General features: G+C 69.1%; 11 protein-coding genes. 9 read left to right on the top strand and 2 right to left on the bottom strand.

Translation table 11 applies throughout. From position 1 onward, the window contains the following. Window positions 1-27: 27 nt before the first annotated feature. Window positions 28-1,824 carry an AMP-binding protein gene (locus tag RAMLITH_RS00490; protein ID WP_168105388.1) on the top strand — a complete coding sequence of 599 codons (1,797 nt, stop codon included), beginning with the start codon at window positions 28-30 and terminating at the stop codon, window positions 1,822-1,824. 27 nt (window positions 1,825-1,851) lie between these two features. Here RAMLITH_RS00490 and RAMLITH_RS00495 read toward each other — a convergent pair whose 3' ends face one another. Further along, the gene (locus RAMLITH_RS00495) at window positions 1,852-2,286 is read right to left on the bottom strand and encodes a hypothetical protein (RefSeq protein ID WP_168105389.1); all 435 of its coding nucleotides are present in this window, start codon (window positions 2,284-2,286) and stop codon (window positions 1,852-1,854) included. Between the two features lie 113 nt (window positions 2,287-2,399). On the opposite strand from RAMLITH_RS00495, the gene RAMLITH_RS00500 reads away from it, so the two are divergent. Further along, on the top strand, window positions 2,400-3,521 hold the full coding sequence (locus RAMLITH_RS00500) for a 3-deoxy-7-phosphoheptulonate synthase (protein WP_168105390.1): 1,122 nt from the start codon (window positions 2,400-2,402) through the stop codon (window positions 3,519-3,521). A 271-nt stretch (window positions 3,522-3,792) separates the two neighbouring features. Here the strand turns inward: RAMLITH_RS00500 and RAMLITH_RS00505 are convergent, their stop codons facing one another. Next, complete coding sequence (locus RAMLITH_RS00505) at window positions 3,793-7,380, bottom strand: indolepyruvate ferredoxin oxidoreductase family protein (RefSeq protein WP_168105391.1); 3,588 nt, start codon at window positions 7,378-7,380, stop codon at window positions 3,793-3,795. A 123-nt stretch (window positions 7,381-7,503) separates the two neighbouring features. Here RAMLITH_RS00505 and RAMLITH_RS00510 point away from each other — a divergent pair, with 123 nt between their 5' ends. From RAMLITH_RS00510 to RAMLITH_RS00540, 7 genes are all read left to right on the top strand, one after another. Beyond that, window positions 7,504-8,013: an Lrp/AsnC family transcriptional regulator gene (locus tag RAMLITH_RS00510; protein WP_168105392.1), complete on the top strand. Its 510-nt coding sequence runs from the start codon at window positions 7,504-7,506 to the stop codon at window positions 8,011-8,013. A 123-nt stretch (window positions 8,014-8,136) separates the two neighbouring features. After that, complete coding sequence (gene paaA, locus RAMLITH_RS00515) at window positions 8,137-9,144, top strand: 1,2-phenylacetyl-CoA epoxidase subunit PaaA (protein ID WP_168105393.1); 1,008 nt, start codon at window positions 8,137-8,139, stop codon at window positions 9,142-9,144. Between the two features lie 42 nt (window positions 9,145-9,186). Next, window positions 9,187-9,480: a 1,2-phenylacetyl-CoA epoxidase subunit PaaB gene (paaB, locus tag RAMLITH_RS00520; protein WP_168105394.1), complete on the top strand. Its 294-nt coding sequence runs from the start codon at window positions 9,187-9,189 to the stop codon at window positions 9,478-9,480. A gap of 8 nt (window positions 9,481-9,488) precedes the next feature. Next, a complete protein-coding gene (gene paaC, locus RAMLITH_RS00525) occupies window positions 9,489-10,262 on the top strand; it encodes a 1,2-phenylacetyl-CoA epoxidase subunit PaaC (protein ID WP_168105395.1) in 774 nt (257 codons plus the stop codon). Next, window positions 10,259-10,783 carry a 1,2-phenylacetyl-CoA epoxidase subunit PaaD gene (gene paaD / locus RAMLITH_RS00530; RefSeq protein WP_337786080.1) on the top strand — a complete coding sequence of 175 codons (525 nt, stop codon included), beginning with the start codon at window positions 10,259-10,261 and terminating at the stop codon, window positions 10,781-10,783. The genes paaC and paaD overlap by 4 nt, the downstream gene beginning before the upstream one ends. An 8-nt stretch (window positions 10,784-10,791) precedes the next feature. Beyond that, complete coding sequence (gene paaE, locus RAMLITH_RS00535; protein ID WP_168105397.1) at window positions 10,792-11,877, top strand: 1,2-phenylacetyl-CoA epoxidase subunit PaaE; 1,086 nt, start codon at window positions 10,792-10,794, stop codon at window positions 11,875-11,877. A 14-nt stretch (window positions 11,878-11,891) separates the two neighbouring features. Beyond that, complete coding sequence (locus tag RAMLITH_RS00540; protein WP_168105398.1) at window positions 11,892-12,494, top strand: TetR/AcrR family transcriptional regulator; 603 nt, start codon at window positions 11,892-11,894, stop codon at window positions 12,492-12,494. The last annotated feature ends 10 nt before the right edge of the window (window positions 12,495-12,504 follow it).

Genomic DNA, 12,504 nt, shown 5'->3' on the forward strand with positions numbered 1-12,504 from the left:
ATCGCCGGCGACGCAGGAGACACGACCGTGAACCACTTCCCGTTCGGCGACGAGCTCGCCCTGGCCCCGCCGCGCGTCGAGGTCCTGGCGCGGCCCGACGGCAGCCTGGTGCTGCGCAACCCGCTGCCTTTGCAGCCGTTCGCGCGCTGCGTCGGCGACTGGCTCGAGCACTGGGCCAGCGCCACGCCCGACGCACTGTTCCTCGCCGAGCGGGATGCCGAGGGCCGCTGGCGCAAGGTCGCCTACCGGCAGGCGCGCGAGCGGGTCGGCCGCATCGCGCAGGGCCTGCTGGACGCGCGCTTCGCGGCCGGCCGGCCGGTCGTGATCCTGTCGGACAACGCGATCGAGGCGGCCCTGCTGGGCCTGGCCGCGATGCACGTGGGCCGTCCGTTCTGCATGGTGTCGAGCGCCTATTGCCGGCTGACGAAGAACTATTCGAAGATCTCCGGCATCCTGGACATGCTGTCTCCGGCGCTGGTCTATGCGTCCGACGCGCGCGTGTACGGCCCGGCCGTGCAGGCGTGGGGCAGCAAGTCACCGGTGTACTTCGGCGCCAACGCCGCCGAGCACCCCGGGGCCGGCACGTTCGCGTCGCTGGAGGCCGCCAGCGAAACGACGGCGGTGATGGACGCGTTCGCGGCCATTCGTCCGGCCGGCCATGCCAAGTACCTGCTGACCAGCGGCTCCACGGGATTTCCGAAAGTCGTCATCAACACCCACCGCATGTTGTGCGCGAACCAGCAGCAGATCTCGCAGGTGTGGCCGTTTCTCACGCGGCACCCGCTGGTGCTGGTCGACTGGCTGCCCTGGAGCCACACGTTCGGCGGGAACCACAACTTCAACATGGTGCTGTCGCACGGCGGCGCCATGTACATCGACGAAGGGCGCCCGGCACCCGGCCTGATCGAGCACAGCGTTCGCAACCTGCGCGAGGTCGGGCCGAACTTCTACTTCAACGTGCCGCGCGGCTTCGACATGCTGCTGCCGTACCTGGAGCAGGACGAGGCCACGGCGCGCGACGTCTTCGCCAACCTGGAGGGCATCTTCTACGCCGCGGCCGCACTGCCGCAAAGCCTGTGGCAACGGCTGGAGGCCGTGGCAGCCAGGGTGCGGGAGCGCCCGGTCTGGTTCACTTCGGCGTGGGGCTCCACGGAAACCTCGCCGGGCATGACGGCGGTGCACTGGCGCATCGCGCAGGCGGGCTGCCTCGGGCTGCCGCTGCCGGGGGGCGAGCTCAAGCTCACGCCCAACGGCAACAAGCTGGAGATGCGGGTACGCGGCCCCAACATCTTCCCCGGCTACCTGAACCAGGACGATCTCACCCGCGCGGCGTTCGACGAAGAGGGCTTCTACCGCATCGGCGACGCCGGACAGCTGGTGGACCCGAAGGATCCGTCGCAGGGCGTCGCCTTCGACGGGCGCGTCGCCGAGGACTTCAAGCTCTCGACCGGAACCTGGGTGAGCGTCGGCACGTTGCGCCCACGCATCGTGTCGGCCATGGCCCCGCATGTCGCCGATGTCGTGATCACCGGGCACGACCGCGACGAGATGGGACTGCTGGTGTTTCCGACGCCGCAGGCGAGGGCGATTCCCGAGGCCGAACTGCATTCGCACCTGCTCGAGGCCATGCGCCGGCTCGCGGACGAAGGCGGCGGCTCGTCGCAGTTCCCGACGCGGGCGCTGGTGCAGGCGGAGTCGCCCAGCGCCGACGCCGGCGAGATCACCGACAAGGGTTACATCAACCAGCGCGCCGTGCTGGAGCACCGGGCGGCCGAAGTCGCGGCCTTGTACGGGCCCGCGCACGCTCGCGTGATCCGCCTCTGATCCCGCCGGCGGTCGACGGGCGCGCCGTCATCGCACCGCGGTCTGCTTGACGCCGGACTTCGCTTTCGGCTTAGGCCGGAAGCTGCCGTTGTCCAGCCAGTCCGGCCGGAACGGCGGCTGCGGGTGCGCGGCCGGCCGGTCCTGCAGCGCCTGCCAGCGCGCCACCTCATGCGGCGCGGCATCCCAGTAGCGGCCGTACAGCACGGGCCCGTACTGGTGCATGAACAGCGCGATGCGCGCGGCGTCGGCGTCGCCCTCGTTGGCGAGCGCGAAGAAGCGTCCGAACGCGTCGGAGAGGCGACCGGCACGGTACTGCTGCACCGCCTCGTCGAACGCGCGGCTGCGTGCCTGTGCCGGACCGGCGGCCGCGAGCGCCGCGACGGCCACCAGCGCGCACAGCGCGCGCAACAACCACCGCGGCGGCGCGTACCGCGGGCCCCCACGAACTTGTTGCGCAGGCATGGCAGCTTTCCCGATCCTTGCCGCAGGATGTCAGCTTTGCCGGCCGGCGCATTGACCTTCGTCATGCGCCGGCCGACGGCGGCACGCCCCGGCGCAGGACGTAGACTTCGTACATGAATCTCCCAGCCATCGAAGGCAGCCGGCGGAACGCGCTGCCCAGTGAAGACAGGCCCCAGGCGACCCGGCTGGACGACGTCCGCATCCGGCAGGTCCGCCCGCTCATTTCGCCCGCCTTGCTGCAGGACGACTATCCGGCGGACGCCGCGGTGCAGGGCTTCGTCGAGGCCAGCCGCGACCAGGTGGCCGCCATCGTCCACGGCCGCGACCCGCGCCTGCTGGTCGTCGTCGGTCCCTGCTCCATCCATGACGGGGAACAGGCGCTGGAATACGCGCGCCGCCTGCGCGCCCTGGCGCCGCAGCTGCAGGACGACCTGTTGCTCGTCATGCGCGTGTATTTCGAGAAGCCGCGCACCACCGTCGGCTGGAAGGGTTTCATCAACGACCCGCACCTGGACGGCAGCTTCCGCATGAACGAGGGCCTGCGCCTCGCGCGTTCGCTGCTGCTGTCGATCACGCGCCTCGGCCTCCCGGTGGGCACCGAGTTCCTCGACCTGCTGAGCCCGCAGTACGTCGCGGACCTGGTCAGCTGGGGCGCCATCGGCGCGCGCACCACCGAAAGCCCCAGCCACCGGCAACTGGCCTCGGGCCTGAGCTGCCCGATCGGCTTCAAGAACGGCACCGGCGGCGGCGTGCAGATGGCCGTGGACGCGCTCGTCGCGTGTCGCTCGCCGCACGCCTTCATGGGCATGACCAAGATGGGGCAGGCCGCGATCTTCGAGACCGACGGCAACGCCGATTGCCACGTCATCCTGCGCGGTGGCTCGCGCGGACCGAACTACCACGCTGCCGACATCGAGGCGGCGTCCGCCATGTTGCACAAGGCAGGCGTCTGCGAACGCGTGATGGTCGACTGCTCGCACGCCAACGCCGCGAAGAACTACCTGCGGCAGGTCGAAGTCGCCGGCGACCTCGCCCAGCAGATCGCCGCCGGCGAGCAGCGCATCCTCGGCCTGATGATCGAGAGCCACCTGAATCCCGGCAAGCAGGAGCTGCGCCCCGGCGTGCCGCTGCAATACGGCGTCTCCATCACCGATGGCTGCATCGGCTGGGAGCAGACCGAGACCGTGCTGCGCCAGCTGGCGCAGGCGGCGCGGCAGCGGCGCGAGCGCCGCTAGGGAAGCTCTGAACAAATCCCGCCGCGCGCGACGGCGCTTTTCCGGGATGAGATCCTAGGCGCCGGACCCAAGGCAAGCCTGGACGGCTTGCCTGGTCCGGCAACAACGGAGCTCGCCCGGAAAAGCGTCGTCCCGTAGGGCTCGGACGAAAACGGGCGCTTTGCCCACCAAGTTCCTGGCCGGTGCGTCCAGCACCGGCTGCGAAACGTTGGCGGGCAAATCATCCCGTTTTCGTCTCGAGCGCGCACGACGCGATTTATTCAGAGCTTCCCTAATGCGCCGCCACCGTCACCCGGATGCCGCGGATCTGCCCGGCCTGCCGTGACGCCGCCGGTCGCGGGTAGGTCGCGGCATCGAAGCGGTGCAGCAGTTCCGCTTCCTGGGCCTGGGCGAGCGCCACGTTGGCCGACTTCACGTGGCCGAAGCCGCGCATCTGCAGCGGCAGCGCGGCAATCTCGCAGGCGGTCTTCAGGCGCTCGCGCGTGAGCAACGGCAGCAGCGCTTCGATGCGGTCGCGATAGCGTCCGGCCAGTTCGCGCTCCATGCGGCGCTCCTCGGTGCGGCCGAAGACGTCGAACACCGTGCCGCGCAGCCGCCTGGCCCGCGCCAGCAGTTTCATCGCGGGCAGCATCCAGCCGCCCAGGCGGATCTTGCGCGGCGGCTGGCCACCGCGAACGCGCGAGAGGGCGGGCGGCGCCATGTAGAACTCCAGTTCGAATTCGCCTTCGAACTGCTCGCGCAGGGAACGGGTGAATTCGCCGTCGGTGTACAGGCGCGCCACCTCGTATTCGTCCTTGAAGGCCATCAGCTTGAGCAGGGCCTGCGCGACGGTGCGGGTCAATGGCAAGGATGGATCGGCGCCCAGCGAATCCTCGCGGCGGCGCACCTCGCCGACGAACCCGGCATAGCGTTTTGCGTAGCCCGCGTCCTGGTAGCCGGTGAGGTGGGCCACGCCGCGCGCGATCACCGCGTCGAGCGTGCCGTCCTCGCGCGCCGGTTCGGTGGGCGTGCCGCGCAGCAGCGCCACGACCGCCTGCGGCTCGCCCACGGTCAGCCGGCCGAGCGCCAGCGCCAGCTTGTTGTTCTCCACCGCGACGCCGTTCAGTTCGACGGCGCGCAGCAGCGCCTCCTGGCTCACCGGCACCAGGCCACGCTGCCAGGCAGCGCCCAGTGCCACGATGTTTGAGTAGATGGAGTCTCCCAGGAACGCCTCGGCCAGGGCCTGGGCATCCAGCGTTTCCACACGGTCGGCGCCGGCGGCAAAGCGCAGCTTCTCAAGCAGCTCCGGCGACTTCAGGCTGGCGTCCGGGTTGCGCAGGAGTTCGGCCACCGGCACTTCGTGCGTGTTGGCCAGGATGCGGGTGCGGCCGTGGCGCACCGTGGCGAGCGCGTCGGCCGACGCCCCCACCACCAGGTCGCACGCCAGCAGCGCGTCGGCCTGCTGGGTGTCGATGCGGACCTGGTTCAGGCGCGACGGCAGGTCGGCGAGGCGCACGAAACTCAGGACCGAGCCGCCTTTCTGGGCGAAGCCCATGAAGTCCAGCACGCTGGCGCTCTTGCCTTCCAGGTGCGCCGCCATGGCCAGGAGCGCGCCCACGGTCACCACGCCGGTCCCCCCGACGCCGGTCACCAGCAGGTCGTACGGACCCGTCCACGCATGCGGCGCCGGCAGCGGCAGGGCATTCACCTGCGACATGAAGACCTTGCTGCCGCTGGCGAGCGCGCCGGCGCGTTGTCGCGGCTTGCCGCCAACCACGCCGACGAAGCTGGGGCAGAAGCCCTTGGCGCACGAATAGTCCTTGTTGCAACTGCTCTGGTCGATCCGGCGCTTGCGGCCCAGCGGGGTCTCCAGCGGCTGCACCGCCACGCAGTTGCTCTGAACCGAGCAGTCGCCGCAGCCTTCGCAGACCCGGTCGTTGATGAACAGGCGCCGTGCCGGGTCGGCCAGCTCGCCTTTCTTGCGCCGCCGCCTCTTTTCCGCGGCGCAGGTCTGCTCGTAGATCAGCACCGTGACGCCGGGGATCTCGCGCAGGCGCCGCTGCACGGCATCGAGCCGGCCGCGGTCATGGAACTCGGTGCCGGCCGGGAAGCGGTCGCGCATGCGCTCGTACTTGGCGATGTCGTCGGACAGCACCACGACCTGCTTCACGCCCTCGGCCTCGACCTGACGTGCGATGCCGTCGACGCTGATGATGCCGTCCACCGGCTGGCCGCCGGTCATCGCGACCGCGTCGTTGAAGAGAATCTTGTAGGTCAGCGTCGCCTTGGCTGCCACGGCCTGGCGGATCGCGAGATAGCCCGAGTGGTAGTAGGTGCCGTCGCCGAGGTTCTGGAAGACATGCGGTACCTTGGTGAACATGGCGTGCGAGACCCAGTCCACGCCTTCGCCGCCCATCTGGATCAGGCCTTCGGTGTCGCGATCCATCCAGCTCGCCATGAAGTGGCATCCGATCCCGGCCTGCGCATGCGAGCCCTCCGGCACGCGGGTCGAGGTGTTGTGCGGACAGCCGGCGCAGAAGTAGGGCAGGCGCTTGACGCTGTCCGAGGCGTTGGACAGCAGTTCCGGCAGCGTGAAGTCGCGCACCAGGTGCCGCCGGTCCAGGTCGGGGAAATGGCCGGCCAGCCAGTTGGCCAGGATCTCGATCAGGCGGGAAGGCCGCAGTTCGCCCAGCGCGGAAATCAACGGGCGCCCGGCGCTGTCCTGCTTGCCGACGATCACCGGCCGCTGGGCGGCGTTGTAGAACATCGAGCGCAATTGCTCCTCGACGACCGGGCTTTTTTCCTCGACGACCAGGATCTCGGTCAACCCGCGTGCGAATTCGCGCATGCGCGTCGGCTCGATCGGATACGTGAGACCCAGCTTGTAGATGCGCACGCCGTGCTGCGCCAGCGTCTCGGGCGAGATGTCCAGCCGCCGCAGCACCTCCATCAGGTCGTAGTGCGCCTTGCCGGCGGTGACGATGCCGACGCTCGCGTGCGGACTCGCCACGATGTGCCGGTCGATGCTGTTGACGCGGGCGAAAGCGCGTACCGCGTCCAGCTTGGCGTGCAGGCGCTGCTCGATGGTGAGCGACGGCAGGTCGGGCCAGCGATAGTGCAGCCCGCCGGCCGGCGGCTGGTACCCGGTCACGCTGCGCACCGTTTCGCCGTCCTGCCAGGCGGCGACGCGGGCGTTGACCAGGTCCAGGTCGACGGTGGAACCGCTTTCGACGATTTCCGACAGCGCCGTGAAGCCGACCCAGTTGCCGGAAAAGCGCGAGAGCGCCCACCCGTACAGTCCGAACTCCAGGTACTCGGCGACGCTCGCCGGCGCGACGACGGGCGCGTGCCAGGACTGGAAGGCCTGGTCGCTCTGGTGCGGCATCGACGACGACACGCAGCCGTGGTCGTCGCCCGCCACCATCAGCACGCCGCCGTGCGGCGAAGCCCCGTAGGCGTTGCCGTGCTTCAGCGCGTCGCCGGCGCGGTCGACGCCGGGGCCCTTGCCGTACCACATGGCGAACACGCCGGCGCAGGTGCGCTCGGGGTCGGCCTCGACACGCTGGGTGCCGAGCACGGCGGTCGCGCCCAGTTCCTCGTTGATCGCCGGCAGGAACCGCACGCCGCTGGCATCGAGCTGCGCGCCGGCCTTCCACAGCGCCTGGTCCACCATCCCGAGCGGCGAGCCGCGGTAGCCGCTGACGAAGCCGCGCGTGTCCAGTCCCGCGGCGGCGTCGCGCTGGCGCTGCATCAGCATCAGGCGCACCAGCGCCTGCGTTCCGGTCAGAAAGATGGCGCCGCCGCTGGCGGCCAGGTTGTCGGTGAGGCGGTAGTCCCGCCGCACGAGCGACGGCGAATCGGTCATGGTTGTCTCGGCCATGCACTGCTCCGGCAGTTGTTGTGAAAGACGAGATTACGCAATTTCAGGGGGAACAGGATTCTTCTTTGCTGGTAATGCTAGGACGTAGCAGAATTTCATTCCCAGATTTGCCAGAACCACGAAATGAACAAGCTCGACCGCTACGACCGCCTGCTGCTCGGCGAACTGCAGCGCGATTCGCGCCAGACCGTCCAGCAGCTGGCCACGGCCGTTGGCCTGTCCAGCACGCCGTGCTGGAAGCGGGTCAAGGAGCTGGAGGCCAGCGGCGTGATCCGCCGCTACACGGCCCTTGTGGACCGCGAGAAGGTAGGCCTGTCCCTGTGCGTGCTGGCCGAGCTCAACCTCACGCGGCACAGCGAGGAAGACGTCCGCCAGTTCGAGCGCGCCGTCGCCGACTGCCCGCAGATCGTGAGCTGCTATGCCACCACCGGCCAGGCCGATTACGTGATCAAGGTGCTGGTGCCGGACATCAAGCAGTACGAGGCGTTCCTGCACGAGACCGCCTTCAAGCTGCCCGGTGTGACGCACGTGCGCTCGAGCGTGGTGCTCAAGGAAGTGAAGGCAGAAACCCGGGTGCCGGTGGAGGAACCGGCTTCGGAGGAGGCACCCGCCGTCCGCCGGTCCCGGCGCTGAAGCCGGAACTTCCCAGCTCCGCCGGTCCGAGCTGTTTGACCTGGATCAAGGTTTCCCGTACTCTATCGCCAACCGAACGGTCGGTAGAACGACTCCGACCCACCTGGAGCAGGGAGAAGACAGATGTACACGCAGGCCATGGACACCATGGGCAAGGAGGCGCCGGCGCGCACGCCGGTGCGCTCCGTCGAGGACGTGCAGCTGGAGGAGCGCTTCGAGGCGCGCATCGCCGAGGGCGAATTCATCGAGCCCAGGGACTGGATGCCGGAGCACTACCGCAAGACGCTGGTGCGTCAGATCAGCCAGCACGCGCATTCCGAGTACGTCGGCATGCTGCCGGAAGGAAACTGGATCACGCGCGCGCCGACCCTGAAGCGCAAGGCGATCCTGCTGGCGAAGGTGCAGGACGAGGGCGGCCACGGCCTGTACCTGTATTCGGCGGCGGAGACGCTGGGCACCTCGCGAGACCAGATGCTCGATGCACTGCATACCGGCAAGGCGAAATACAGTTCGATCTTCAACTACCCGACGCTGACCTGGGCCGACGTCGGCACCATCGGATGGCTGGTCGACGGTGCGGCGATCATGAACCAGGTGCCGATCTGCCGCTGCTCGTACGGGCCGTATGCGCGGGCGATGGTGCGCATCTGCCGCGAGGAGAGCTTCCACCAGCGCCAGGGCTTCGAGAGCCTGCTGGTCATGATGCAGCAGGGCACCGCTGCGCAGAAGGAGATGGTGCAGGACGCGGTGAACCGCTGGTGGTGGCCGTCGATCATGATGTTCGGCCCGCCCGACGACCAATCGCCCAATTCCGCGCAGTCGATGCGCTGGGGCATCAAGCGCATCTCCAACGACGAACTGCGCCAGAAGTTCATCGACGCGGCGGCGGAACAGGCCAAGGTGCTGGGCGTGACGCTGCCGGATCCCGACCTGAAGTGGAACGAGGAGCGGCAGCACTACGACTTCGGCCGGATCGACTGGGACGAGTTCTGGCGCGTGGTGAACGGCAACGGCCCGTGCAACCGGGAGCGGCTCGCCGCGCGCGTGAAGGCGTGGGACGAGGGCGCCTGGGTGCGCGAAGCGGCGCTGGCGCATGCGCGCAAGCAGTCGCGCGACGCGAAGGCCGCGTGATTGACGGTAGCCATCCGGTAACTGCATTCAAGAGGATCAGAGATGACCGACGTCAATAAGGAATGGCCGCTGTGGGAGGTGTTCGTCCGCAGCAAGTCCGGGCTCGACCACAAGCACTGCGGCAGCCTGCACGCCGCCGACGCGCAGATGGCGATCCAGGCCGCGCGCGACGTGTACACGCGCCGCCAGGAAGGCACCAGCGTGTGGGTGGTGCGGTCCGACCAGATCGTCGCCAGCGACCCCGGCGAGAAAGGCAGCTTCTTCGACCCGGCCGAAGACAAGGTCTACCGGCACCCGACCTTCTACAAGCTGCCGGCTTCGGTCGACCACATGTGAGGGCCGCGATGCAGGCATCGATCCGGATCGGCTCCAGCGCGGCGGTGCAGTACCTGCTGCGCATCGGCGACACCGCCTTGATCCAGGCGCAGCGGCTGGGAGAGTGGAGCGGCCATGCGCCGGCGCTGGAGGAAGACATCGCCCTGTCCAACATGGCGTTGGACCTGGTCGGCCAGGCGCGGGCCGTGCTGACGCGCGCCGGTGCGCTCGATGGCGCGGGCCACGACGAGGACCAGCTTGCCTTCCTGCGCGAGGAGCGTGACTACCGAAATGTGACGCTGGTGGAACTGCCGCGCGGCGATTTCGCGGTGACCAGCCTTCGCAACACGATGATGGCGACCTTCTTCAAGCTGCTGTGGGAGCGGCTGCGCGAGTCGACCGATGCGGAGCTGGCGGCGATCGCCGGCAAGGCGGTGAAGGAAGCGCGCTACCACCAGCAGCATGCCGCGGACTGGGTGGTGCGCCTCGGCGACGGCACCGAGGAGTCGCGGCGGCGCATGGAGCGCGCGCTCCAGGATCTCTGGCCCTATGTGACCGAGTTGTTCGCCGCCGACGCCGTGGACCGCGAAGCGGCCGCCCCGGGCCTGGGCCCCGCGTGGAGCGAACTGGAGCCGGCATGGCGAGAGGAGATCGACGCGATCCTGGCGGAAGCCTCATTGGCCGCGCCGGTTGCGACGCCGTTCCTCAGCACCGGCAAGCAAGGCGTGCACAGCGAACACCTGGGCTACGTGCTGGCCGAGATGCAGCACCTTCAGCGCGCCTATCCCGGAGGCGCGTGGTGACGGTCGCCGTGGCGCCGGCCACGCGTGTCGAGCGTGCCTGGCAGGTGCTCGACGGCGTGCTCGACCCCGAAGTGCCGGCGGTGTCCGTGTGCGAGCTGGGGATCGTGCGCGACGTCATCGACCATGGCGGCGAGATCGAGATCGTGCTGACGCCGACCTATTCCGGTTGCCCCGCGACCGAGATGATCGAGCAGAGCGTGCTGGAGGCGCTGCGGGCGCAAGGGCTGGGCCCGGCCCGCGCGACGCTGCGCCGCGCGCCGGCGTGGACCACCGACTGGATCACCGAGGAAGGCCGGCGCAAGTTGCTCGCATACGGCATCGTCCCGCCGGGTCCCGTCGCCACCGATGTCGGCGTTCCCGTGCGCTTCATGCCGCGCGGCGCGCGCGCGCCGCACCTGGCCTGCCCGCGTTGCGGCAGCGACGACACCGAGCGCGTGTCGCAGTTCGGCTCCACCGCCTGCAAGGCGCTGTACCGCTGCCGCGCCTGCCGCGAACCCTTCGAATACTTCAAGCCGATCTGATCGTCCACATGAGCGTCATCTTCCATCCGCTGCGCGTGCGCACCATCCAGCGCGACACCGAGGAGGCGGTCGTCGTTTCGTTCGAGGTGCCACCCGACCTGCAGCCGGTGTTCGGCTTCACGCAAGGCCAGTACCTCACGCTGCGCCGCGACATCGACGGCCAGGACCTGCGCCGCTCGTATTCGATCTGCGCCGGCGTCGACGAGGGCGAGCTGCGCGTGGGCGTGCGCAAGGTGCGCGGGGGCGTGTTCTCGAACTGGATCAACGAACACCTGAAGCCCGGCGACATCGTGAACGTGATGGCACCGCAAGGGCGCTTTTTCGTGCCCATCGAGCCGCAGGCGCAGCGCCATCACCTGGGCATCGCCGGTGGCAGCGGCATCACGCCGATCCTGTCGATCATGAAGACGGTGCTGGCGCGCGAGCCGGCGAGCCGCTTCACGCTGATCTACGGCAACCGGAGCCTCAAGTCGACCATGTTCAAGGAGGAGATCGAGGACCTGAAGGACCGCTACCTCACTCGCCTCGTCCTGCACCATGTCTTCTCGGACGAGCACACCGACTCGCCGATCAACATGGGCCTGATGGACAGGGCCAAGATCGGCGACTTCCTGCGCGTGCTGGTCCCGCCCGCCACGATCGACCACGCATATATCTGCGGACCGTTCCAGATGAACGATGAAGCCGAGGCGGCGCTGCTGGCCGCCGGCGTGCCGGAGGACCGCATCCACATCGAGCGCTTCGGCGTGCCGCAGCAGGCGGCCGGCGCCGTGGGCGCCGTCGTGCACGAGGCCAAGCCGGGCGACGCCGAGCGCTCGCGCGTCGTGATCGTGCGCGACGGCTTGCGGCGCGAGATCGACTTCTCGCGCGACCAGCCCAGCATCCTGGATGCGGCGTCGGCCGCGGGACTCGAGGTGCCGTTCTCCTGCACGTCCGGCGTCTGCGGCACCTGCCGCGCCAAGGTGCTGGAAGGCGACGTGCGCATGGAGCGCAACTTCGCCCTCGGCAAGCAGGAAGTGGCCGCCGGCTTCGTGCTCACCTGCCAGGCGCATCCGATGACCGAGCGCGTCGTGCTCTCGTTCGACGAGCGCTGACCCCGCGCCGCGCCATGGGAAGAGGACGGTCCGCCGGCTACGACGAGCAGCGCGAGATGATCCTCGCGCAGGCCGCGCAGTTGTTCGCACGCGGCGGTTACGCCGGCACCTCGATGAACCAGGTCGCCGAGGCCTGCGGGTTGTCCAAGGCCACGCTCTATCACTACTACCGCGACAAGTACGACCTGCTCGTCAGCATCGCCGACAGCCACGTCTCGCGGCTGCAGGCGATCGTCGGCGAGTCGCTGGGCGAGGATGCCCCGCCCGCCGTGCAGATGCGGACACTGATCCGTCGCCTGGTCGAGGAATATGCCGGCGCGCAACATGCGCACCGGGTGCTGACCGAGGACGTGAAGTTCCTCGAGCCGGGGGATCGCGACCGCATCCTGGGCAAGGAGCGCGAGGTGGTGAACGGTTTCGCGCAGGTGGTGGCCGCGCTGCGCCCGGACCTCAGGGAGCAGGCGCTCGGCAAGCCGCTCACCATGCTGCTGTTCGGCATGATCAACTGGCTCTTCACGTGGATGAAGCCGGACGGCCCGCTGGACCACGACGCCATGGCGCCGATCGTGGCCGACCTGTTCCTGGGCGGATTGGGCGCGGTGAAGGCGCCGGGCTGAGCGGCACCGG

The sequence above is a fragment of the Ramlibacter lithotrophicus genome (genome assembly GCF_012184415.1).
Lineage (GTDB): Bacteria > Pseudomonadota > Gammaproteobacteria > Burkholderiales > Burkholderiaceae_C > Ramlibacter > Ramlibacter lithotrophicus.